Annotated in this window: 25 protein-coding genes; 15 read left to right on the top strand and 10 right to left on the bottom strand. The window is 50.9% G+C overall.

Features of this window, described 5'->3' with window-relative positions; all coding sequences use genetic code 11:
• Positions 1-246 precede the first annotated feature (246 nt).
• The 6 genes from D6024_RS06860 (at position 247) to D6024_RS06835 (ending at position 5,561) form a co-directional block, all read left to right on the top strand.
• A complete protein-coding gene (locus tag D6024_RS06860) occupies positions 247-1,128 on the top strand; it encodes a cell division protein FtsX (protein WP_162944599.1) in 882 nt (293 codons plus the stop codon).
• A 163-nt stretch (positions 1,129-1,291) separates the two neighbouring features.
• On the top strand, positions 1,292-1,603 hold the full coding sequence (locus D6024_RS06855; protein WP_121353844.1) for a DUF3098 domain-containing protein: 312 nt from the start codon (positions 1,292-1,294) through the stop codon (positions 1,601-1,603).
• Positions 1,603-2,394, top strand: coding sequence for an undecaprenyl-diphosphate phosphatase (locus D6024_RS06850; protein ID WP_121353843.1), 792 nt, complete (start codon positions 1,603-1,605; stop codon positions 2,392-2,394). Before D6024_RS06855 ends, D6024_RS06850 begins: the two co-directional genes overlap by 1 nt.
• A gap of 88 nt (positions 2,395-2,482) precedes the next feature.
• Complete coding sequence (locus tag D6024_RS06845; protein ID WP_121353842.1) at positions 2,483-3,316, top strand: hypothetical protein; 834 nt, start codon at positions 2,483-2,485, stop codon at positions 3,314-3,316.
• A 92-nt stretch (positions 3,317-3,408) separates the two neighbouring features.
• Positions 3,409-4,692 (top strand): MFS transporter, encoded by a 1,284-nt coding sequence (locus D6024_RS06840; protein ID WP_121353841.1) that lies wholly within the window; start codon positions 3,409-3,411, stop codon positions 4,690-4,692.
• Positions 4,689-5,561, top strand: a complete 873-nt coding sequence (locus D6024_RS06835) for an MBL fold metallo-hydrolase (RefSeq protein ID WP_121353840.1) — start codon at positions 4,689-4,691, stop codon at positions 5,559-5,561. Before D6024_RS06840 ends, D6024_RS06835 begins: the two co-directional genes overlap by 4 nt.
• A gap of 246 nt (positions 5,562-5,807) precedes the next feature.
• Here the strand turns inward: D6024_RS06835 and D6024_RS06830 are convergent, their stop codons facing one another.
• Positions 5,808-6,638: a DUF3108 domain-containing protein gene (locus D6024_RS06830; RefSeq protein ID WP_121353839.1), complete on the bottom strand. Its 831-nt coding sequence runs from the start codon at positions 6,636-6,638 to the stop codon at positions 5,808-5,810.
• Entirely contained in the window at positions 6,622-7,614 is a 993-nt protein-coding gene (locus tag D6024_RS06825) for a lysylphosphatidylglycerol synthase domain-containing protein (RefSeq protein ID WP_121353838.1), read from the bottom strand. The genes D6024_RS06830 and D6024_RS06825 overlap by 17 nt, the downstream gene beginning before the upstream one ends.
• Positions 7,615-7,638: 24 nt before the next feature.
• On the opposite strand from D6024_RS06825, the gene ruvC reads away from it, so the two are divergent.
• Positions 7,639-8,220 carry a crossover junction endodeoxyribonuclease RuvC gene (ruvC, locus tag D6024_RS06820; protein WP_121353837.1) on the top strand — a complete coding sequence of 194 codons (582 nt, stop codon included), beginning with the start codon at positions 7,639-7,641 and terminating at the stop codon, positions 8,218-8,220.
• On the opposite strand, the gene D6024_RS06815 is transcribed toward ruvC, so the two are convergent.
• From D6024_RS06815 to rsmA, 6 genes are all read right to left on the bottom strand, one after another.
• Positions 8,217-8,963 carry a hypothetical protein gene (locus tag D6024_RS06815; RefSeq protein WP_121353836.1) on the bottom strand — a complete coding sequence of 249 codons (747 nt, stop codon included), beginning with the start codon at positions 8,961-8,963 and terminating at the stop codon, positions 8,217-8,219. The genes ruvC and D6024_RS06815 overlap by 4 nt on opposite strands.
• Positions 8,960-9,361 (bottom strand): HIT family protein, encoded by a 402-nt coding sequence (locus D6024_RS06810; RefSeq protein WP_121353835.1) that lies wholly within the window; start codon positions 9,359-9,361, stop codon positions 8,960-8,962. The genes D6024_RS06815 and D6024_RS06810 overlap by 4 nt, the downstream gene beginning before the upstream one ends.
• Positions 9,362-9,610: 249 nt before the next feature.
• Positions 9,611-10,084, bottom strand: a complete 474-nt coding sequence (gene greA, locus D6024_RS06805) for a transcription elongation factor GreA (protein WP_121353834.1) — start codon at positions 10,082-10,084, stop codon at positions 9,611-9,613.
• Positions 10,085-10,235: 151 nt separating this feature from the next.
• Entirely contained in the window at positions 10,236-10,517 is a 282-nt protein-coding gene (locus D6024_RS06800; protein WP_121353833.1) for a hypothetical protein, read from the bottom strand.
• A 42-nt stretch (positions 10,518-10,559) separates the two neighbouring features.
• Positions 10,560-11,489 carry an NAD(P)-dependent oxidoreductase gene (locus D6024_RS06795; RefSeq protein ID WP_121353832.1) on the bottom strand — a complete coding sequence of 310 codons (930 nt, stop codon included), beginning with the start codon at positions 11,487-11,489 and terminating at the stop codon, positions 10,560-10,562.
• Positions 11,490-11,590: 101 nt separating this feature from the next.
• Positions 11,591-12,343 (bottom strand): 16S rRNA (adenine(1518)-N(6)/adenine(1519)-N(6))-dimethyltransferase RsmA, encoded by a 753-nt coding sequence (rsmA, locus tag D6024_RS06790; RefSeq protein ID WP_121353831.1) that lies wholly within the window; start codon positions 12,341-12,343, stop codon positions 11,591-11,593.
• A gap of 62 nt (positions 12,344-12,405) precedes the next feature.
• Between rsmA and pdxA the strand changes: the two genes are divergently transcribed.
• The 3 genes from pdxA (at position 12,406) to D6024_RS06775 (ending at position 15,900) form a co-directional block, all read left to right on the top strand.
• Positions 12,406-13,479, top strand: coding sequence for a 4-hydroxythreonine-4-phosphate dehydrogenase PdxA (gene pdxA / locus D6024_RS06785; protein ID WP_121354146.1), 1,074 nt, complete (start codon positions 12,406-12,408; stop codon positions 13,477-13,479).
• Positions 13,480-13,872: 393 nt separating this feature from the next.
• On the top strand, positions 13,873-15,498 hold the full coding sequence (locus tag D6024_RS06780) for a hypothetical protein (RefSeq protein ID WP_121353830.1): 1,626 nt from the start codon (positions 13,873-13,875) through the stop codon (positions 15,496-15,498).
• A 72-nt stretch (positions 15,499-15,570) separates the two neighbouring features.
• A complete protein-coding gene (locus D6024_RS06775; protein WP_162944598.1) occupies positions 15,571-15,900 on the top strand; it encodes a hypothetical protein in 330 nt (109 codons plus the stop codon).
• 284 nt (positions 15,901-16,184) lie between these two features.
• Here D6024_RS06775 and D6024_RS06770 read toward each other — a convergent pair whose 3' ends face one another.
• Entirely contained in the window at positions 16,185-17,678 is a 1,494-nt protein-coding gene (locus D6024_RS06770) for a M28 family metallopeptidase (protein ID WP_121353828.1), read from the bottom strand.
• A gap of 134 nt (positions 17,679-17,812) precedes the next feature.
• On the opposite strand from D6024_RS06770, the gene D6024_RS26575 reads away from it, so the two are divergent.
• The 3 genes from D6024_RS26575 to D6024_RS06760 are packed head-to-tail and all read left to right on the top strand — an operon-like array spanning position 17,813 to position 18,630.
• Positions 17,813-17,965: a hypothetical protein gene (locus D6024_RS26575; RefSeq protein ID WP_162944597.1), complete on the top strand. Its 153-nt coding sequence runs from the start codon at positions 17,813-17,815 to the stop codon at positions 17,963-17,965.
• A 39-nt stretch (positions 17,966-18,004) separates the two neighbouring features.
• Positions 18,005-18,313, top strand: a complete 309-nt coding sequence (locus D6024_RS27570; protein ID WP_121353827.1) for a peptide-methionine (R)-S-oxide reductase — start codon at positions 18,005-18,007, stop codon at positions 18,311-18,313.
• 29 nt (positions 18,314-18,342) lie between these two features.
• Complete coding sequence (locus D6024_RS06760; RefSeq protein ID WP_121353826.1) at positions 18,343-18,630, top strand: hypothetical protein; 288 nt, start codon at positions 18,343-18,345, stop codon at positions 18,628-18,630.
• A 22-nt stretch (positions 18,631-18,652) separates the two neighbouring features.
• Here the strand turns inward: D6024_RS06760 and D6024_RS06755 are convergent, their stop codons facing one another.
• Complete coding sequence (locus D6024_RS06755; RefSeq protein WP_121354145.1) at positions 18,653-19,225, bottom strand: HD domain-containing protein; 573 nt, start codon at positions 19,223-19,225, stop codon at positions 18,653-18,655.
• Positions 19,226-19,352: 127 nt separating this feature from the next.
• On the opposite strand from D6024_RS06755, the gene D6024_RS06750 reads away from it, so the two are divergent.
• Together D6024_RS06750 and D6024_RS06745 are read left to right on the top strand one after the other, a co-directional pair.
• Positions 19,353-20,648: a glycerophosphodiester phosphodiesterase gene (locus tag D6024_RS06750; protein ID WP_121353825.1), complete on the top strand. Its 1,296-nt coding sequence runs from the start codon at positions 19,353-19,355 to the stop codon at positions 20,646-20,648.
• Between the two features lie 73 nt (positions 20,649-20,721).
• Positions 20,722-21,408 carry a DUF1345 domain-containing protein gene (locus D6024_RS06745; protein ID WP_205573236.1) on the top strand — a complete coding sequence of 229 codons (687 nt, stop codon included), beginning with the start codon at positions 20,722-20,724 and terminating at the stop codon, positions 21,406-21,408.
• The last annotated feature ends 46 nt before the right edge of the window (positions 21,409-21,454 follow it).

The raw sequence follows: 21,454 nt of genomic DNA, 5'->3' as shown, positions 1-21,454 counted from the left end.
TAAAGGACCAGAAAAAAGAAGAACCTTTCTATAAAAGAAAAGTCGTTCGGCGAGGAACGGCTCTTTTCATCCTGGCAATCCCAATCATCCCACAAATACCGGTTCAGATGACAATATTTCAAGCAGGCAATCGTTAGGGAAAGGCAAAAATAACTGTTTCGGCCTTTTATTCGGCCCAAATGCCGGGGACCAGACCGGAGGCACGGCGCAATCCTTTATTTTTGCCCACTTCAAAAAGAGTACAGCATGTCACAAATCGGCAAAGCGTCGTCTAAGAGAGGAAAACCGTCCTATGTCATGAGCATCATTGGCGTCACCCTTGTGTTATTTCTCCTGGGGATCGTTGGCTGGATGATCATCAACACCAACAAGCTGAGTGAATATTTCAAGGAAAACGTGGAAGTAAAGGTGTACCTGGCCAACAAAGTTTCGCCCAAAGACAGCGCGGCGCTCCTGCAGTTCATTGCTTCCCGTCCCTATGTACGCAGTTACGAATACGTGAACAAGGACGTGGCCAAGAAAAAATACCTGCAGGACGGCAACGAAGACTTCAGCACCATTCTCGACTACAATCCCCTCCCCGACGGCATTTATTTCAAGCCGAAGAACGAATACGTGCAGTCCGACTCGCTGGAGAAGATCAGCAAAGAGATCAAAGAAGGCCAATCCACCGGACTGGTGTCGGACGTCTCTTATCCCAAAGAGCTGGTATCGAACATGAACCAGAACTTCCGCAACATCAGCCTGATCATCCTGGGCATTGCCATCATTCTATCCATTGTGGTGATTTTCCTGATCGACAATACGATCCGCCTGGCCATGTTCAGCAACCGTTTCCTCATCAAGACCATGCAAATGGTGGGTGCCACACGGCAATTCATTGCCCGCCCGCTGACGATCCGGGCCATTGTGAACGGTGCCATCAGCGCCGGCATTGCCATTGTGCTGATCTATGTGCTGATCCTGGTTGCCGAGAACTTTATTCCCTGGCTGAGCGGCGTTCGTTCCAGTTCCACGCTGTTTCTGTTGTTCCTGGCCCTGATGATCATCGGCATTACCATTACCTTTCTCAGCACCTGGCGCAGCGTATCGAAGTACCTGCGCATGAAGCTGGATGAACTGTATTAGGGTTAGGCGTCTGGCGTTTGGAGTTTGGGGTTTTTCAGGCGCACCAGGCTCTGTGATCGCAGTAAGCATCAAATGAGAAAACTTAAAAATTCTCAACCAACGATAAACTCCAGACCCCAAACTCCAAACTTTCCTTACTTTGCTCCCTTCAACAAAAGAATCAATGAAAGCAACAAGACCTTCCGCATCGGCAAAACCCCCAGCCATACCAGCCAAATCGCCGGTGGCGAAACCCAAAGCCGGCCAGTTGTTTGGCAAGGAAAATTTCACCTGGATGCTGATTGGCGTTGCCATCCTGATCCTCGGTTTTGTACTGATGGCCGGTGGCGGCAGCGAAGACCCCACTGTGTTTAATCCCTCTGAGGTGTACAGCAGCCGGCGCATTACCATTGCCCCTATCATTATTTTGTTGGGCCTCGCCGTTGAGATCTATGCCATTTTCCGTCAACCCAAAAACACCGGAACCGCCGACTGATGAACCTTTTTCAAGCGATCGTGATTGCCATCGTCGAGGGCATCACCGAATTTTTGCCCATTTCATCCACGGGCCACATGATCATTACGAGCTCGCTGATGGGCATCGAAAAAGAAGCGTTCACCAAGATGTTCGAGGTGGTGATCCAATTAGGCGCCATCCTTTCAGTGGTCGTGCTGTACTACAAGAAATTTTTTGATTTTTCCCGCTGGCAGTTTTATATCAAACTGATCGTCGCCGTGATCCCCGCCCTCGTTTTTGGAGCGCTGTTCTCCAAAAAGATCAAGGCCCTGATGGAAAGCAACCTGACCGTTGCCATCAGTTTGCTGGTGGGCGGCGTAGTGCTTTTGTTTATCGACAATGTATTCCGCAATCCCAAATACGAAAAAGATTCCGACATCACCTATCCCCGGGCCTTTACCATTGGTCTCTGGCAGGTGCTGGCCATGGTCCCCGGCGTCAGCCGCAGTGCCGCTTCCATCATCGGCGGCATGCAGCAGGGACTGACACGGAAACTGGCGGCGGAATTTTCTTTTTTCCTGGCCGTGCCAACCATGTTTGCCGCAACAGCCAAAGACCTTTACGACTGGTACAAGGACAAAGGCAGTTTTTCGTCCGAAGAGATCAAGCTGCTGGCGGTCGGAAATGTTGTGGCCTTCGTGGTAGCTTTGCTGGCCATTAAATTTTTTATTTCCTACCTGCAAAAACACGGTTTTAAATTATTCGGCTGGTATCGTATTGTGGCCGGAGTCCTGTTGCTGGCGCTGATTTTCGCGGGTCGTCTTTCCTGATACTCAATATTGGTAATTGCACATGCTGACTGGCGGCGCTATTTTGGCGCTTTTAACCGCTTATGCAACATTTTCAATTTGCCACCTTATGAGAAAAATACTGTTTCTTCTAGTTCCCGTCGTACTCCTGCTTTCGTCCTGTGATGATTACGGCAAAAAAGTCGCCGTCGGTAAAAGCGAGGTCTTTTACAAAGGCGAAGGCGTGACCCAAAAAGACGCTGAAAAAGTGGGCGACTTTCTTGTGGAAAACAAATTGTTCGACAAAAAACAAAAAAGCTCCGCACAGGTGACCAAAAACGGCGACACCTACATTGTGCACCTGGTGATGGATTCCAAAACAATGGATCCAGGCCTGAAGCTGAACATGTGGAAGCTGCAGGCCAACCTGTCGAATGAGGTATTTAATGGAGCCGATGCCCGTTTTGCCTTTACCGACGACAGGCTGAAAGACCAGGAAACCCTTGGCCCTGTGGCTGTGGCCAAATCCGGCAAAACATCGATCACTTACGACAGCGGCGACTTCACCAAAAAGCCCATGCAAAACCTGGCCGCCTTCCTGCTGGAAAAAGGGTTGCTGACGGCCGACAAAGAGGCGGATATCCTGGTAAGGAAAGACGAAGAGACTCCCGTTGTCCGCATCATCGTCAACAAAGACTTTATCAAAGAGAACGAAGAAACCGTGTTGCCGGTGTTTGGTTACTGGCAGTACCTCATCCAGCACAATCTCCCGGAATTGAAAAAAGCAACACTCTGGCTGACCACAACCGAATATGCCGACTACAAAAAAGTTCCCAAACTAACGGATGAAGACGTGGCCCGTTTTGAAAACAGCCAGGCAGAAACCAGCAATACGGGCACCGAAACCGCTCCTGTATCGGCAGAAACAGATGCCGGCACTGCGGCGCCATCACAAAACCAGTAAACAAAGTTTTTATCGCATGGGCAAACCGTCTCGATTGGCCCTGCAAGGAAAAAGACATCCGGCTGCGATGTCTTTTTTATTTTTATGACCTTATGCAAACAGCTCCCAAGAAAGTGATCAATGCCTGGGCCATGTACGACTGGGCCAACAGTGCGTATTCGCTGATTATTACGTCTGCCATCTTTCCGGCCTATTACACGGCCATTGCACCTGACCAGGTGCATTTTATTGGCCGCACCTATGATAAAACAGCACTGGCTTCGTACGCCATTTCTTTTTCTTTCCTGGTCATTGCCTTTCTTTCGCCTGTGCTTTCATCGATCGCCGATTACAAAGGCACTAAAAAAGGCTTCATGCAATTTTTTTGTTACCTGGGATCGGCTGCCTGTATCGCACTCACCTTCCTCACGAAAGACAACGTTCCCTTTGGCATTGTTTGTTCCATTCTCGGCTCCATCGGCTTTTGCGGCAGTATCGTGTTCTACAATTCGTACCTGCCGGAAATTGCTGCCGAAGAAGACCAGGACCGTGTCAGCGCCAAAGGCTTTGCCATGGGCTATATCGGCAGTGTGCTGCTGATGGTCGTTTGTCTTGTTTTCATCATGCTCAACGACGCAAAAAACCTGGGCTGGGGCGCCTGGCCCGCACGGCTTTCGTTTCTTGCCGTGGGTTTGTGGTGGACCGGTTTTGCGCAGATCACCTTTCGTCACCTGCCGCGTTCTGTGGCTTCGAACCAGCACCCCGAGCACAGCATTTTCACCAACGGCTTTCACGAATTGAAAAAAGTATGGAACCAGTTGCAGGATTATCCCGTTACCAAACGCTTTTTACGCAGCTTTTTCTTTTACAACATGGGCGTGCAAACGGTGATGTACCTCGCCACCTATTTTGCTTCTGCCGAACTGCACCTGCAGTCGTCGGAACTGATCATCACGGTGCTGCTGATCCAGTTGGTGGCAATTGCGGGAGCCATGTTGTTTGCCCGCCTGTCGGTCCGCACCAACAACATCCTGACGCTGGGTGTCATCATCCTGATCTGGATCGGCATTTGCGTGTTTGCCTATTTTGTGCAAACCCCCATGCAGTTTTATGTGCTGGCTACCATCGTTGGCCTGGTCATGGGCGGGATTCAATCGATGTCGCGTTCCACGTATTCCAAATTGATTCCGCCCACTAAAGACACAGCTTCCTATTTTAGCTTTTACGACGTTTGCGATAAAATCGGAACAGTGATCGGCACCCTGTCGTTTGGCTTTATTGGCGAGGTGTTTGGCGGTCTGCGCAATTCGGTGCTGGCGCTGATGATCTTTTTTATTGTTGGCGGCATCCTGTTGCTCTTTGTCGACATGAAACAAAAAACTGTTGTTGCAGCATGAAACTTTATTCCATTCCCACAGGCAATTTTAAACTGGATGGCGGGGCCATGTTTGGCGTTGTGCCCAAATCGCTCTGGAACAAGATCAATCCCGCCGATGAAAACAATCTTTGTTCCTGGGCCATGCGCTGCCTGCTGATCGAAGACGAAGGCCGGCTCATTTTGGTGGACAACGGCATCGGCAACAAGCAGGACGCAAAGTTCTTCAGCCATTATTTTTTACACGGCAACGATACGCTGGATGGCTCCCTGGCAAAACACGGTTTTCACCGCGACGACATCACCGATGTTTTTTTAACGCACCTGCATTTCGATCATTGCGGCGGCTCCATCATTCGCGAAGGCGACAAATTGGTGCCTGCATTTAAAAATGCCACGTACTGGAGCAATGAAGAACACTGGGCATGGGCCACGCAGCCAAACGACCGGGAGAAAGCTTCGTTCCTGAAGGAAAACATTTTACCCATCCAGGAAAGCGGGCAACTGAAATTTATGGAGCTGCCGAACGTTGACTGGGATGCATCCAGGCCCCTGCCCCAACAGCCGTTCGCCAACAGTTTTTCGGTGCGCTTTGTCGAAGGCCACACGGCCGGCATGATGCTGCCGCAAATCACTTACAAGGATCAAACGATCGTGTACATGGCCGACCTGCTGCCGAGCGCAGGACACATCCCTCTTCCTTACGTGATGGCCTACGACATGTTCCCGCTGACGACGCTGCACGAGAAGAAAAGCTTTTTGACCGAAGCGGTAGAGAAGGATTACCTGTTGTTTTTTGAGCACGATGCGCAGCACGAGTGTTGCAACCTGCAGCAAACGGAGAAAGGCATCCGGCCGAAGGAATTCTTTCCGTTGTCGGAGCTGGGATAAATGCGATATTGTTTTGTACAGTCAACAGCTTTGGTGCAGTTCATTTTCTTCACTGAAGAAGCATGCATTTTTTACAAACTAAAGAAGCCTAGCTTCCCGCTCCGAAGGAGCGCTGTGTTTATAGAGAAGTGACAATGGGTTCAGGCTTCTTCTACGAGAAAAAAGACAGAATTATTTTCTGATAAAAAGCCCGCCATCTTCCTGATCGATTTTGAAACGGCTTTTACGTTCACCATTTTACAAGCCTCACCGTGTGACATTCTGCCCGCTGAAACTCTTCAAACTGGACAAGGGATACCGCAGGTTGCGGTAACTCATCATGTCCATTTTGACACTTCCCACAACGATGGGGCTTTCAATGCGAAGAGGAATGCGGTTGGCATCGTCGCTGACCCAAACGGTCATTTTTTCACCGCCTTCAAAAATGGTTCCTTTGATGAGCAGGGGTTTGAACTTGATGGCTTTGAACTTACCGTATTTCGTCTTCACTTCCTCTTTCCCGAGATAACGGATGTACATGTCGTACACTTCATTGTCGAGAAACAACTTGAACGGAATGCGGTCGTCCTTTTTGTATTGATCGAAGTTGATGTTGCGGGCACTGTATACGGCACTGATCACATCCTGTACACAATCCGGCACCTTGAACACGCCCTGCTGCGTCACCGCGGTATTGGCCGTATGATTGAAGGTGATATTCTCGTAGTGTTTGTGCTTGCCTTCGTTGACATCGCGAACAAATTTCAGGGGCTGCATGCTTGCCGTATCGATGTACGATTCGTATTTGTCGCGAACCTTGAAGATCCAGTCGTACGATGTGTTGGTTACGCCGGTTGCCGTGATGTGGAAAACAGGTTTACCGTTCAGTCGCTCCACTGCATTGGTAAACGTGGCATTGCCGGCGTTGACATAAATGCCGGCTACCGTGTAGTACACGATGTACGAGATCTGCTCGCCGTTTTGCGTGGTATTGTTGCGGGCACCACAAAGTTCCGGAGAAGGCACGGATATTTTTGTTCCGGCACCGACGCCTAACAGGCACAGGGCTACGAAAAAAAGTTTACGAAGTCTCTTCATTCTTTGACAGCAGTTTTACATTCAACAAAAACAGGGTACCCAGCAGCGCCGGCACAATCAGGTTGATGAACCAGATGGTTACCGACGTCAGACCAATCCCCAGGCTGTTGGCGCTGAAAATGCCCAGCAGCCGCAGGCTCACTTCGCCCCGCAGACCCACTTCCACCAAGGCAATGGACGGAATGACGGCAAGGGCTAAAAATACAACGCTCATCACCGAAACGGCAATTCCCGGGGCGATGGCCACGCCGAAAAGCGAAAACATCGCCAGGTATTGCAGCAAGAATACAACGTAACGAAGAGACGAAATCAAAAGTATTCGTGCCAGAAAAGAAGCGTTAAACTTTTGCAGCGACTCGACCAGGTAGAGCAAGTGATGGAGGCTGAGCCAGCGACTGAAAAAGGCTACCACCGCACTTACATTGAAGTAAGCAAAGGCCAGCAGCCCTGTTGCACCCAGCAATCCATACACAAGGAACTGGTAGCCGATCACGGCCTCCGGGTACAACTGCAGCAGTTCTTTTTTCAGCACAACAAGGCTTATCAGACCACAAAAGAGTGTAACCAACAGTTGCGCCACGCTGCCCACGATGGCCAGCGAAATCGTCTTCAGCCGTCCACCTTCCGGCTGGTACATCATACGGCCGATGTATTCGCCGACGCGGTTGGGCAGGCTCACCGAAAACGAAACACCCGAGAGCACCGCTTTGTAAGCCGGCCAAAAACCGATGGGCCGCACGGTAGACACGAGCAGCTTCCACTTCCACGACTCCAGTCCCCAGTTCACAAAAATCAGTGAGCAGGCAAGGAACAGGTAAACGATTTTAACAGAAGCAAATGATGCCTTGATTTGCTCCCACGACTGCGCCAGGTGCGGCTGATGGCGAATTTGCTGAAAGATGGAAAACGACAATCCAACGAATAAGAGAGGGCCAAAAAAGTATTTGAGGAAAATTTTGATAGTTTTGTTTCGCATCCTTGCGGTAAAAATAACCACTCCTTGCAAAAGCCTTTGACAATATTAGGTATCGATCCGGGAACCCTCTTCATGGGATATAGTGTAATTGAGGTCGTTGCCGACCGCATCACCATTCGTGAAATGGATGTCCTCAAACTGACCAGCAGCAAAGACAATTACTACCGCCTGCAGAAAATTCACCAGAAGGTAACGCAACTGATGAACGCCTTCAACCCGGATGAATTTGCCATTGAAGCACCGTTCTACGGCAAAAACGTGCAGAGCATGTTGAAACTGGGAAGGGCCCAGGGTGTGGCCATTGCGGCAGCTATGGAAAAAAGCGTTCCCATCACCGAATATTCGCCCAAAAAAGTCAAGCAATCCATTACCGGCAACGGGAACGCGGATAAAGAACAGGTGTGGAAGATGCTGCAGCAGATCACGGGCCTGCCGGAAAAACCGGCGCAGTTTGATGCCACCGATGCACTGGCGGTGGCCATCTGCCATCACTACAGCAGCAAAATCCCCGGACTGAAGATGGTGTCGAAACCACTGGCCCGGAAAAAATCAAAGGCCAGTTGGGAGCAATTTGTTTCGGCCAACGGGCACCGGATCACCACTTAAGATTTTTTGCGAACAGGTGCTTTGCCGGTTTTGGCTTTCGCTGCCGGCGCTTTTCCTTTTGCCGTTGTTGTTTTTTGTTTGGGCGCTGGTGTCGCCGCTTCGTCCTTTGCTTCCTCTTCTTTATCGGGTGCAAGACTCTCGCCTTTGCGGGCCAGTTGTGTAAAATCGGCACCAAACCAGGCGCCTTCAGTTGGAAGAAAAATCACTTTGTCGTAGGCAACCTGGTAGGGCCGGCCGCCGGCGGTAAAATCAATAATGCCTTTGATGGTTTTCATGCCTGCCGGTTGCATGGGCGAGGTTTGCTCCATTGCCGAAGACGAATCGACCGTGTAACCGGTCATGGTGGCATCGCTCCAGTTCACGCCTTTCTTCTCTCCTTTTTCAATGATTTTTTGGAACATCTGGCCGAATTGTTTTTCCATCTGTGCAAACATGGCCGGCGAGGTCACGGTTGCCACCTGTGCTTCGATCAGGCTGTCGACGTTCAGGTTTTTGGCTTTTTCGTCATTGGCCAGCATTTGCTGCATCTGCTCCGACTTGAAGGTCTGCGTCATCAGGTTGCGGATAAAGCGGCCAAACTGCTGCGGATTGGGATACAGCGCCACAAACGCTTTTTCGTCCTTTGCTTTCAGTGAAGCAAAAATCCGGTGCACCATGGTATCGGGACTGGTGGACTGTGCATGGAGGCCCTTGGCAGCAAAAAACAATGCGGCCATCAAAAAAATACGAGCGGTGTTTCTCATTTTGTCGGGTTTAGAAATGATAAGATTTTTTCCTGTGCTGCCTGCAGGTCCTTGTCGGCAGCCTTGGGTTTGGGTTGCGTAAAATTCAGGTCGTTGGATGAGTTGATCGGAATAAGATGCACATGGGCGTGCGGCACTTCCAGGCCGATGACCGAGATGCCGCAACGGTTGCAGGGAAAGGCTTTTTCGATGGCCCTGGCAATGGGCTGCGCAAACAGGAGGAGTTGCGAAAGATACGCTTCCGGCAGGTCAAACAGGTTGTCCACTTCTGTTTTGGGAACCACCAGCACGTGTCCTTCCCGCAGGGGAAAGATGTCGAGAAAAGCAAAGAACCTTTCGTCTTCGGCAATTTTGTACGAGGGAATGTCGCCGCGGATGATTTTGGAAAAGATGGTCATGGGAGGGAAATGTGAAAATTAGCAAATGGGATAATGGGATAATTCGATAATGGGATAATGGGATGTGTTTTTGTGCGGGAGATTTACCGGACGCTGAAGAGTGCGACGCAACGGAAGCCCAATTGAGAGGGGTTGCTGATCTCCAAAAAATCATCTTCCTGCAAAGAACCGGTTGAAATCACTCGTGCAAATACCAACTCATTTGCACATTTGCACATTTGCACATTATCGAATTATCCCATTATCGCCTTACACAGTAATATCCTCAACCTTAAACTTCATTACACCAGCCGGCACAGACACTTCTGCTACTTCGCCAACGGTTTTACCCAGCAAGCCCTTGCCGATGGGGGAAGTCACGGAAATTTTACCGGCCTTCAGGTCGGCTTCCGTTTCACTGACGATTTGGTAGGTTACCTGTTTTTTCGTGTTCAGGTTGGTCAGTTTCACCCGGGTCAGGATCGACACTTTGCTCGTGTCCACATTGGCTTCATCGAGGATGCGGGTTTGTGCAATCTGCCCTTCCATGGCCGCGATCTTGGCTTCCAGTAAGCCTTGCGCTTCTTTGGCGGCATCGTACTCGGCATTCTCGCGGAGATCGCCTTTTTCCCTGGCTTCGGCAATGGCTCTTGCCGCCGCGGGACGGTCAACGGCCTTCATGCGCTGCAGGTCGGCTTTCATCTGCTCCAACGTGTCCTTCGTTACGTAATGTACTCCGCTCATATCAAACAGGTTTAGATAGAAATGAAAAAAATAGCAACGCTCCTGCTGGGGAGCGTTGCCTCACATGTCACAAATATAAAAGAAAATTTTATTTACCTCTATCCTGCCCAAAAAACCACCGCTCCCGGGCAAAGGCAGCGGCAGGGGCGGTTCAGACCTTTTGCCAGGTAATGTCGTCGATCCGGAAGATGGTGCCGGGAAATTCAAGTGCCGTTTCCAGTTTGGGAAAAACATAGTTGGTATAGTGGTCCCAGTTTTCGTAGGCTGCATCGGTTCCCAGGATGCAATAGTTGTCCTCTTCTTTCTGGTAAACGATCACCAGCCGCTCCGGCACGGCCTGCATATACTTGTGCAACTGGCTTTTGTACGGCCTTACATCGGCATGGTACACCACTTTCATTTCTTCGATATAGGCAGGGGCAAAAGCAGGCATGAAACAAAAATAAGAAGGTTCAAAAGAGGGCCACTGGCCAAATCACTTCCCGGCCAGGCCCAGTTTCTCCACCAACACTTCGGCCATGCGCAAAAAAGCTTCGTGGCTGTACCCGCCGATGTGCGGTGTGACAATCACATTCGGCTGCGCGCTGAGAAAGGCAAACTGCTCTTTTTCCTTTTCGGTATAGGTCGCCAGCTTTTCGTTTTCCAGCACATCGAGGGCGGCACCGGCCAGCTTGTTTTCCCGGATGGCTTTGATCAGTGCTTCCGTATCCGTTACCGGCCCGCGACAGGTGGTGAGGAAATACGGCGCTTTGCGGAAGCTGTTGAAAAACGTCTCGTTGGCATAGTGATAGGTTTCTTCCGTTAGCGGGATGTGCATGCTGACCACGTCTGCCTTCTCGTACACCTCCTGCAGCGTGGCCTCTTTGATATAGCCGTCGGTATAATCGTGCTTGTACTTGTCGTGTGCCAGCACCGTTACATGGAAGGGTGCCAGCAGCCTGGCAAACTGCGAGCCCGTGTTGCCATAGCCAATGATGCCAACGGTTTTTCCCCGCAACTCCACGGCACGGTTTTCGGCCCGCAGCCATTTGCCGTCTTTCACTTCGCTAAACGAACGGCAGATGTTGGCCATCAGGCAGAGCAACATCCCCAGCGCCTGTTCGGCCACGGCATTGCGGTTGCCTTCGGGGGTGCTGATCAGGCGAATGTTTTTTTGTGCGGCGTAGTCTTCGTCGATCAGTTCCATGCCGCTGCCCAGGCGGCCGATCCATTTCAGCCTGCCGGCTTTGTCCAGAAGGGCCGGATCGATTTTGATCCGCGTCGTCACCACCAGGGCGTCGGCCTCACCAACCAGTTCACTCAATTCGGCATAGCTGACAGCGGGAAGGTAGATCGTTTCGTATCCGTTCTGCTGCAAGGTTCGAAGCAGGTAATCGTGTACAGGTGCGGTGATAATGACTTTCATTCAAGGTTGTATTAAGAAGGTGAATGGGAGACGGCAGCGGTGAGACAAGACAAACAATGACTTCTTTGTGATCTCCTGTCGCACCTCTGTCATTTGCCATTTCACTTCATTTGAAAACTCAATTGTGCAAATGCTTCGATGCTCAACTGCTCTGCACGTTTGTCAAAAATGGGATCCTGCAGAACTGCGCTGTCGAACAAACCCTTGCAGGCATTGCGCAGTGTCTTGCGCCGCTGGTTGAAGGCTGTTTTCACCAGGTTGAAGAATGCCTTGCGGCTCTTTATTTCGAGCGGTGCTTTTCGCGGCAGCAGGCGGATCACGCCGCTTTTCACTTTCGGCGGCGGGTTAAAGGAGTTTTCACTGACGTCAAACAGGTATTCCACGTCGTAAAATGCCTGCACCAGCACCGAGGTCACGCCATATACTTTGCTGCCTTCCCTGGCCGCCACCCGCTGCGCCACTTCCTTCTGGAACATGCCGATCACGCAATCCACGCCGGTCTCCCATTCCAGGATCTTGAAAAGGATCTGGGTCGAAATATTATAGGGGAAGTTGCCCACAACGGTAAACGATTCATCAAACGGCTTTTCGATATCGAGAAAGCTCTGGTGAATGATTTTGTCCTGCAAGACGGGATACGTGGCTTTTAAATACACAACCTTTTCTTCGTCGAGCTCTACGGCTTTGAAGTTTACGCCGGGCAACTGGATAAGGTATTTGGTCAGCGCACCTCCGCCCGGCCCTACTTCCAGCAGGTTGCGAAAAGGGTGTTTGGTCAGTTCGTCCACAATCCGGCGGCAGATGTTCTCATCTTTCAGGAAATGCTGTCCCAGCGATTTTTTCAGCGTGTACATCGGCGCAAAATTAGCCCTCGCAAGTTTAAGCCCGATTGCTTTTCTTTGTCCTTATTTTCATTATGAACAAACCCGTCATAGGAATTAGTATTGGCGACATCAACGGCATTGGCCCGGAAGTGATCATCAAAACCTTTTCGGACCTCCGTCTTCTCGAATACTGCACGCCGGTGATCTTCGGCTCCAACAAGCTGCTGAATTTTTACCGCAAGGCTGTGCCCGAGGCCCATTTCAATTACCAGATCATCAAGGATTTTTCCAAACTCAGTCCAAAGCAGATCAATATTTTCAATTGCTGGGAAGAAGAAATGACCATCACACCGGGACAACTGACCGATGCCGGTGGCATGTACGCCGTAAAGTCCCTGCTGGCTGCCGCCGATGCGCTAAAGGCAGGACATATCCAGGGAATTGTAACCGCCCCTATCCATAAAAAAAATGTACAAAGCGAAGCTTTTGCCTATACCGGCCATACGCCTTTTTTGAAAGCCGTTGGCAATGCCAGGGATGTGCTGATGCTCCTGTATGCCGACAACCTGCGGGTGGCCTTGGTGACCGAACACCTGGCACTGAAAGACGTGGCAGCAAACATTACCCGTGAAGCAATTCTTTCCAAACTGCAGTTGCTCAACAACAGCCTGCGCCGCGACTTTGGCATCGACAAACCCAAGATCGCTGTGCTGGGACTGAACCCGCATGCCGGCGACGAAGGATTGATTGGCGACGAGGAACAAAGGATCATTTTACCGGCTGTGAAAGAAGCCAAGCACCGGATGAACGCCTTTGGCCCTTACAGTGCCGATGCTTTTTTTGCCCGCCGCAGCTACCTGCAGTTCGATGCGGTGCTGGCCATGTACCACGACCAGGGACTCATTCCGTTCAAAACCATTGCAGCCGGTGAAGGCGTGAACTATACGGCCGGTTTGCAGTTTGTCCGCACCTCTCCCGACCACGGAACAGCCTTTGATATTGCGGGCAAGAACATCGCCGACCACACGTCTTTTATGACGGCTGTTTTTGAATGCATCGACATCATCAAACGCCGAGGCGAATACGACGAACGCAACAAAAACCCCTTGCGCAAGATCACGGCCGAAGTACTGAAGAATGTGGAAGACGAAAAGATAGAAGAGTAAGCCCCCTCTGTCCCCCAAGGGGGAAGTGGCATTTACACAGACCCTTGCTTAAGCACAATACTTCAAAGCCTTCATCAGTCATTCTGATGGAGGCTTTTTGCTACTGGTTGGCGTCTTTACCAACGGCTTTTCTTTTTGCCCCGTCAGGGCATTGTGTTAATAGAAAAAGAATTAGAAGAGAGAACCTAGCTCAGTAAGAGCGTACTATTTTCTTACATTATCAGCAATAGAACAACGATTGTGTTTCTCTTTCACAGTTTACCTTGACGAAGAAAGGGCACACTTGTACGGGTCGAAATCCCATTCGGCAGAAAAAGAACCGCTGCAATTTTCAATTCAGTGAAATAGATTTTATTTTCAGGGCTGTTTTATTACCAAACCAAACACACTGCTTTGCCTGCTCAAACGACATACAGCTCCCCCATCAACTTACTTTCACTTACACCGGCAGAAAGCACCAGGTTTTCTCCCGACACGATCGAGATGGCGCTGAACCGCCTCGGCACTTCTGCGGAAAGGGATGAAGCAACAAAGTTGCTCCAGCATACTACACCGGCCACGTGGGCGTTTCACCGCACCATTTACGAGCAGGAAGGTTTGCTGCAGTTTTTGGAAGAAGGCGTGTTTGATGCGGAAAAGATGAGCAAAGCGGCTTTCCTGAGCTATAATCCTGCCTTTGTACAGTTTATTTCAAGCTCCTTTGCACAGGCATTTCGAATTGCATCGAAAGAGGCCCTGCAAAAAAACGATGATTACCAAACCCTGCAAAAGCTGCTGGATTACCGTTCGTTTGTTTTGCCACCGCACCAGGCCATTGCATGTGAGGCCATCAACGACTACCTGCATCACCTTGAACAAACAGTGGCGCTTTTAAGCTGGGAGCAGTTTGTGCGGAATGAAACCGTTCTGGATTTTGCTTTTTCGCCGAATTGGATACACTGCATCAATCACTTGCCTGCGGCCTGCGATGTGCAGCGCACTGCTGTACTCACCGCTCTGGTGCAGGTACTGAAGCGCTTCCGGCTCGATGCCTCTCCTGCCTATTTGAAAGCCCTTTGCGCCAGTCTTCGCCAGCTTAAAACGGAACCGGACTTGCAAGTGGAATTGCAGCAGTACGAAGATGGTTTCTCTGTCCAGGCAATCGTTCCGGAAAAAGGCAGGCAAAAGCCGGCTAACCGTACTTGGATGTATTACGCCGGTGGGGGTCTTTTCGTCATTGTTGCGGTGGTCTTTCTTGTTTTGCAATTCAACCCGGGGAACAAACGGCCACTGCAAACCGAGGACAAATACATGGATGCCGTAGAAACCACATCGGCCAAAGACCAGTTGAGAAGCAGCGTCAATGAAAAGAACCTGAAGGGATTTTTCTACCTTGCAACCCTGCAGGAAAATAAAGGCAAAAGAGCATCCTTACAAACAGGCGTCACGCCTATACCGGATGTCACAAAGATGCCGGCCAACGATGGAAACAGCACCATGACCATCCGGAACGAAACCACCTACGATGTGCTCCTATTTTATTTCGGGGTTGACAACCCCCTGATCAACAAAAATTCCCGCCTGATAGCGGTTGCCATTAAAAGTGGTGACGTGTTCAGGTTCCGCTTTCAGCCGGACTTTGGCCGTTTTAATTTTGTTTTTGGTCGCGAATGGGTGCACCTGGACAACCCCGCCTTTTTCCCGTTTACCGAAGAAAACAACAGCCTCCTGCAGCAGGACAACAAAAAGATTCTCGCCAACGCCTGGGTGATCAAGGATTTTTTCCGGCGTGTGCTGCCTTCGCAACCCCTGCTTCGTCATGATCTTACCATCACCAACATTGCGCAGACAACAAAATCCACATCCGGCGCACCGGTTTACATACCGCTTAACGAAAAAGAAGGCAACAAGCGCTACAGCGATGCGGCAAATGTGGAAATAAACCTGCAGGAAAAGGACGGAGAGATCACTGTCAGGGCCAAATCTTCGCTCTACGTGTACCAAAGTCCGCCAACGTTCGATCCAAAAGACTTTCAGTAGCGCATGCCGCCAGCTGCCCCGTGGTATTTTATTTGCAGCAACCAGAAGAACCCTTTCACTAAAAAAGCAATTATGTATAAACTGATTTTTCTTTTGAGCGGCCTGTTCCTGTTGGCTTGCAACAACCAGTCTGCAACGACAGAAAGCAAAAAAGATTCAGCGGCAGCCCTCACTGCTGCAGGCGACACAAGCCAGACAGGCATGGATCGCAATGCGCTTGAATTCCTGGCGCCCTGCGTCGACAATGCCAAAGTACGTCTCGGCGAGCAGCAGGCGTACGTTCTTTGCAAATGCATTTATGGCCAGGTGCAGCAAAAATATCCCAACGCCGACAGCGCCACCCTGCTTTCGCATTTATCCGATACAACGGAAGTTGCCCAAATGGCGCGAAATTGTAAATAGCTGTCTCTGAACCGGAGTATTGGGATGCATAAGATGGACAGGATTGAACAAAAAGAAGCGTTCACAAGGAAACGCTTCTTTTTGTTTCTGAACCAATTTCTATCGCATCCATCCCATACGTCGCACACATCCTGGTGTAATACCCTTTTCAATTGAATGGCCTGGATAGCAGGAAGAGTTGGTAATCCGCATTCAGCCATCAGCCAACATACATCTGCAATTGCCCTCTGCCCGAGTGCCAACTCAATACCGTCCGTGCATTTTTCAAAATGATGTACGGCAACCTATCGTTCCAGTTTAAATCCTTCGTCCACTTTTGGGCGGCTGGCGGCATTGGCCACTTTCCAACCGGTGCGGTACATCCACTCGGTCATGCGTTTGAGTTTGCCATAATCGATGCGGTCGGCTTCATCCATCGGTGTGTGATAATTGGGGTGTAAAAGCGAGGTGTAAAAAACCGCGGGGAAACCGGCGCGGGCATAGGGCAGGTGATCGCTGCGAAAATACCAGCCCTCCACATGTGTGGGTTTATCCCACAAAGTATCCAGCTTGAATTTCGGTCCTTCGTTATTGGCTTCCATCGCCATCGCCACCAGGTCGGGTGAATTGCGGTGCGGCGGCTGGGCGCCAAGCAAGGCGGCACTGTCCGGCGAGTTTCGTCCCATCATGTCGCCGTTCAATACGGCCACGATGGAGGTTGCAGGAACCGTTGGATGCGCACTGTACCACCGCGACCCCAGCAAGCCCCGTTCTTCGGCCCCATGCCAGACAAATAGAGCGGAGCGTTTGCCCGGTGCTTTTTTAAAAGCCCTGGCAATGGCCATCAGCGCCACACTCACGGTTGCGTTGTCGTCGGCGCCGTTGTAAATACTGTCGGTTCCATAGGGCTGCCGCACCCCGTCGTGATCCTGGTGCCCGCTGAACAACACGTATTCGTTCTTCAAGGCCTTGTCCGTTCCTTCTGCCTTGGCAACAATATTGACGGATGGATAAAGAAAACTTTCAACGGTGATGTTGACCGTTAGCGTGGCCCCGTTCTGCAGCCTGTTTACGGCATTGCCGTGCAGCCATAGCACCGGCGGTTTTGCGCTGACGGTCGCATTGGCACCGCCTTCCACATCATAAAGCCCGCGGCTCATGGCGGGCACCACCTGGCTCCAGCTTTTTTCGCCCATGGCATCGGCAAGAAAAATAATGGCGGCCGCCCCCCTGTTGGTTAACTCTGTGCGGTACTTGTTCAACACATAGCCCATGTAGCGCCGCTCCGGCAGCGACACCTGCAAATTGAGTCCTTCGGTGGATGCCTGTATGGCAACCGCCTTTCCCCTGATGTCGGCTTTATCCAGGTCTTCTTTTGCTCCTTTGCCAACATAAACAACAGGAACAGACAGCGTGGCCGGTGCGGTTTGTGCAATCAACACATCGCTCCACAAACCCAGCACGGTGCGGTTGATGGCAACCGTGCTGGCAGGAGAAATGCGGTTGCGGTACAGGTTGAAATATTGGAAATACGTACCATCGTCACCGGCAGGTTGCAGTCCTTCTTTGCGCAGCTCTTCGGCCCACCACATGGATGCCCTTAGCTCGTCGAGCGTACCGGCTTCACGACCGCGGAAATGATCGGCGGCCATTGCATACAAATCACGTTGCAGGTCGGCTTCTTTAATCGACGCCAGTGCCGGCGGATTGGTACCGGCAACAGGCACACGGTTTTTTTTCTGCGCCTGCACCTGCAACAACAGGAGAAGCAACCCGGCAGCACAAACAGTTTTCTTCATGACAAAAATTTGTTAAGGGATATACGAACGAATGTAAAAACAAATACAACAAAGCGAACAGATTACCTGCGGGCTGGCACATTGCGAAATTTTTGGCACTATTTTGTTTTCTTCTTTCTTAAACAAAACAGTATATGGAAAACAGAAAAGAAAACAGTGCAGAGAGAAGAAGGAGAAAGATCATGAGTCGTCCTGTTTTGGTGCGTTCCGAAAAACCCGGCCAGGTTGCAGCCAGCGCCAACTATGACTCCCGCCGTCACGCCGCTTCTATCTGGAAAGAAGCGTAAGTCTGTTTCACCCGGCTTTTCTGCCAAAGTTCCCCGTCATTGAAAAACCATTTCACCGATCATAATTCAAACGAAGAGGCCACAGGCCCATATGTCTGTGCAGCCTGTGGCTCGCCTTTGTTTGATGCAGACAAACAGTTCGATGCCGGCTGTGGCTTTCCTTCGTTCTGGCAGGCACTGGAAAGCGGTGTAAAGCAAAACCCGCTGCACACATACGGGAGATGTCGAATTCAACTTCTTTGTCGCACTTGCGGGCTGCACCTGGGGCACCTGTTCCAACACAAACACACGCCGACCGGTGTTCGCTACTGTATCAACGGAGAGTCTATACGGAAAACCGGTGCGTGATTTTTTACCAAGTCTTTTATTGACAGTCTATGCCTGATAACCAATCTCCCGATGATTTTTTAGAACAGATTCGCGAACTGCGAAGCAGCGAAGGAAACTTTGAAGCGATATGTCAGCTCCTTACATCGGCAACTAAAGCAGCCGAAGCAAGCGGCAACACCGCGCTGTCGGCAGCGCTGAACGAGACCCGGGAAAAGTATGCTGCTGCCTACGAAAAAGCAAGGGAAACCAGCGGCACGGCCTGGCCCGAATTTGAAAAATTTGTAACGGAATTGGAAAGAGCGCTGACCGGCGCCAGTCACTCACGCCAGGTATGATTTCCTGTGGTGACTTAGGCTTTCATCCCCTCGATGGTCCGTGCAGGCGAAGCTGTTGCAAACCTGCATGCACCGTTTCAATGGCTTCGCGATAAAGTGCCTGCTCGCCTTTTTGAATCACCCGCAAAAGGTCCCGGCATTCCCGCAGAAAGACGCCGGCAAAATCGGGATCCTGGTTTGCAATTCCGCGGCAGTTGTCGATGATGTCGGCATACTTCACCGTTTGCGAATCGCCGCTGGTTGTCCGGATACGTTCCGCTTCTTTTTTCTTCCGCTTTTTGCGGTTCCATTGCGGGTGCGCCGCCTTGGTAAACACATCGGTCAGTTCGACCACCAGTAGCGTGGTTTCGCTGGCCTCTTCTTCCGCCATCACACCCAGCAAAAAACGGTAAAGGTCCTGCTCTGTCACCGGCGTATCTTCCAGCACATCGTGCAGTAAGGCTGCCGCCAGCAAGGTCTGTTTGCCGGTATGGCACCGGCAGATTTCCATAACACGCACAGGATGCTCAATAAACCGCTCCGGCGAATATTTGCGCTGCTGGTTCCCGTGCGCTTTGTCCGCATACGCTTTTACAATTTCAAGCACGCTGTCCATCCATTTCGCTGTGCAAACAACAAGCCACAGGCGATTGAATTTGGCAGACCTTGCAACTGAAAACAACAGGACCGCCAGCTGGCGCGGCGGCCTGTTTCTTGCAAGCAATTGAAAAAAAGGCTGTGTTATGAAGGGCGCAAAGCAAATTCGATCGATACTGATCACGGTGGTTTTGCTGGCGGGTGCAATCGCCTATGTTGCGTACCACACACGCCTGGTTCCCAAGCCCCGCAGCCGGTGGAAGCAATTTTTCGAGCCCGACACCGTTCCGCTGGACGCCTCTTCGTGCAACGACCTGCAGGGCATCTATAACATCGGCTACGGCAATACATTTTTTGGCAACGACGCCGTGCTGAAATGGAGCTATACGGTCGATGGAAGGAAAACAAAATACCACCTCTCCTTCTTCTGCGAAAAGAACGGCACCTATATCGTTACCACAGGCAAACGCCAGGGCGACGATATCCTGCTGAACGGCTACTGGCGAAGGGCGGCGGCGAATGGTACCGGCTTGGTACGACTGGTACTAAAAAATGGCGTCAACGCCCTGCAAAATCCGAACGGGCAGTTTGCATTTCACGGCTTCTTTGGCTACGGCAACAGGACGCCAGTTAAGGAACTTTCGTTTCACTTTGAACAACCCTTGCCGGCCGTGCCGCCGCTTGACATCATTGCGCACCGCGGTGGTGCCCGCAACGTGGATTTTTTGCATGTCTCGGAAAATACCCTGGAGATGACAAGGCTGGCAGCCCGGATTGGAGCCACCGGGATCGAGATCGATGTGCGCATGACAAAGGACAAGGTGCCGGTCATTTTTCACGACAGTTTTTTTTCGATCCACACCATCCGCCACAAGATCTATGGCGGCCTGCTGCACAACCACACACTGGCCGAAGTAAAAGCCCTGGAATTGCGAAAAGGTGGCCAAGTCCCGACGCTGCAGGAAATGTTGGACACCGTCCTGTACCAGACACCACTCGAAGTAGTTTGGCTCGACATCAAAAAAGAATGCGACCTGGAAATGATCCGGAACCTGCAGCGCGACTATCACGAACGGGCTGCCGCTATGGGCCGCGAGCTGCGTATCTACATCGGCATCCCAGATACCTACCTGCGGGATTGTTTTAAACAACTTCCGGATCATCAGAACACCCCTTCGTTGACAGAACTGGACTGGAATGATGTACGCGAGATCAACGCACAGGTATGGGCGCCGCAATACACCGGTGGTTACCGGGCTGCGGATGTAGCCCAGGTGCACGCCGCCGGGAAAAAAGCCTACGTGTGGTCACTGGACAATAAATTACTGATCGACCTGTATCTCAACGAAGGAAATTTCGACGGCCTTGTTACCAACGCCGCACCCGTGGTGGCCCACTGGCTGTACATGCAAAGCGCAAAAGAACGAAAAACTGTTTCCTGAACCGTTTCGCATTCGGCCGGTTGCTGACGACAAGTGTTTAAATTGTGTGGGCAAACACTAGCGCATCGCCATCATGAAAACATTTTTACTCACTGTTGACAAACTGGACCGGACCTATCGCTTGCTCATATCGCTGGCCATGGGCGTGCTTGTTTTCTTTCTTGTAGAAAAATCGCAGGCAAACGGCACTGCGTTTTTGTATGGCTGGATCTGTTTCGCCGCCACCTCACTTTTCTTCTCGTGGGTCACCATCCTTCTTCAACATCCGAAAAAGACAGCGAAGATTGCCCAGGAGCAAGACGCCAGTTGGCTGGTAGTTTTCCTGATTGTCGTTGGCGCGGCGTTTATCTCTCTTTTTGCCGTCATCCTTTTACTCAAGGACCAACCGACAGGGAACAAAATTGGCTTAAGCCTGCACATCGTTTTATCGCTCGTCGCCATCACTCTTTCGTGGCTCCTCATCCACTCGGTATTTACCATTCGCTATGCGCACCTTTTTTACGACAAACCGCAAAAAGCGGAAGAAGGAGAATTTGGTTATGCAGGCGGCCTGCAGTTCCCGGGTAACGAACAGCCGGACTTTTTAGACTTCGCCTATTTTTCTTTTATTCTCGCCATGACCTTTCAAACGGCCGATGTCAATATTACCAGGCGGCCTATCCGCCGGCTGGCCCTGGCGCATGGCTTGCTTTCGTTTGTTTACAATACCACCATCATTGCGCTGATCATCAACATCGTTTCAGGGCTAATTGGCAAGTGACCGCAAACATGAAACAAAAACAGTTCACAGGTTTACGTGTTGACAC

Origin of the sequence: Flavisolibacter nicotianae, from assembly GCF_003628535.1 — a bacterium.
GTDB lineage: Bacteria > Bacteroidota > Bacteroidia > Chitinophagales > Chitinophagaceae > Flavisolibacter > Flavisolibacter nicotianae.
The sequence above is the reverse complement of the archived record's forward strand: the minus strand, read 5'-3'. Positions and strand labels throughout refer to the sequence as shown.

Excerpts from the sequence above, each read along its gene's own strand:
- D6024_RS06800 (WP_121353833.1), bottom strand. The coding sequence starts at position 10,517 with ATGCCTGCTTTTGCCCCTGCCTATATCGAAGAAATGAAAGTGGTGTAC.
- D6024_RS06840 (WP_121353841.1), top strand. The coding sequence starts at position 3,409 with ATGCAAACAGCTCCCAAGAAAGTGATCAATGCCTGGGCCATGTACGAC.
- D6024_RS06760 (WP_121353826.1), top strand. The coding sequence starts at position 18,343 with ATGCCTGATAACCAATCTCCCGATGATTTTTTAGAACAGATTCGCGAA.
- D6024_RS26575 (WP_162944597.1), top strand. The coding sequence starts at position 17,813 with ATGGAAAACAGAAAAGAAAACAGTGCAGAGAGAAGAAGGAGAAAGATC.
- D6024_RS06815 (WP_121353836.1), bottom strand. The coding sequence starts at position 8,963 with ATGAGAAACACCGCTCGTATTTTTTTGATGGCCGCATTGTTTTTTGCT.
- D6024_RS06750 (WP_121353825.1), top strand. The coding sequence starts at position 19,353 with ATGAAGGGCGCAAAGCAAATTCGATCGATACTGATCACGGTGGTTTTG.
- D6024_RS06775 (WP_162944598.1), top strand. The coding sequence starts at position 15,571 with ATGTATAAACTGATTTTTCTTTTGAGCGGCCTGTTCCTGTTGGCTTGC.
- D6024_RS06755 (WP_121354145.1), bottom strand. The coding sequence starts at position 19,225 with ATGGACAGCGTGCTTGAAATTGTAAAAGCGTATGCGGACAAAGCGCAC.
- D6024_RS06850 (WP_121353843.1), top strand. The coding sequence starts at position 1,603 with ATGAACCTTTTTCAAGCGATCGTGATTGCCATCGTCGAGGGCATCACC.
- D6024_RS06810 (WP_121353835.1), bottom strand. The coding sequence starts at position 9,361 with ATGACCATCTTTTCCAAAATCATCCGCGGCGACATTCCCTCGTACAAA.
- D6024_RS06830 (WP_121353839.1), bottom strand. The coding sequence starts at position 6,638 with ATGAAGAGACTTCGTAAACTTTTTTTCGTAGCCCTGTGCCTGTTAGGC.
- D6024_RS06770 (WP_121353828.1), bottom strand. The coding sequence starts at position 17,678 with ATGAAGAAAACTGTTTGTGCTGCCGGGTTGCTTCTCCTGTTGTTGCAG.
- D6024_RS06835 (WP_121353840.1), top strand. The coding sequence starts at position 4,689 with ATGAAACTTTATTCCATTCCCACAGGCAATTTTAAACTGGATGGCGGG.
- D6024_RS06795 (WP_121353832.1), bottom strand. The coding sequence starts at position 11,489 with ATGAAAGTCATTATCACCGCACCTGTACACGATTACCTGCTTCGAACC.
- greA (WP_121353834.1), bottom strand. The coding sequence starts at position 10,084 with ATGAGCGGAGTACATTACGTAACGAAGGACACGTTGGAGCAGATGAAA.
- pdxA (WP_121354146.1), top strand. The coding sequence starts at position 12,406 with ATGAACAAACCCGTCATAGGAATTAGTATTGGCGACATCAACGGCATT.
- D6024_RS06845 (WP_121353842.1), top strand. The coding sequence starts at position 2,483 with ATGAGAAAAATACTGTTTCTTCTAGTTCCCGTCGTACTCCTGCTTTCG.
- D6024_RS06825 (WP_121353838.1), bottom strand. The coding sequence starts at position 7,614 with ATGCGAAACAAAACTATCAAAATTTTCCTCAAATACTTTTTTGGCCCT.
- D6024_RS06855 (WP_121353844.1), top strand. The coding sequence starts at position 1,292 with ATGAAAGCAACAAGACCTTCCGCATCGGCAAAACCCCCAGCCATACCA.
- D6024_RS06745 (WP_205573236.1), top strand. The coding sequence starts at position 20,722 with ATGAAAACATTTTTACTCACTGTTGACAAACTGGACCGGACCTATCGC.
- D6024_RS06860 (WP_162944599.1), top strand. The coding sequence starts at position 247 with ATGTCACAAATCGGCAAAGCGTCGTCTAAGAGAGGAAAACCGTCCTAT.
- rsmA (WP_121353831.1), bottom strand. The coding sequence starts at position 12,343 with ATGTACACGCTGAAAAAATCGCTGGGACAGCATTTCCTGAAAGATGAG.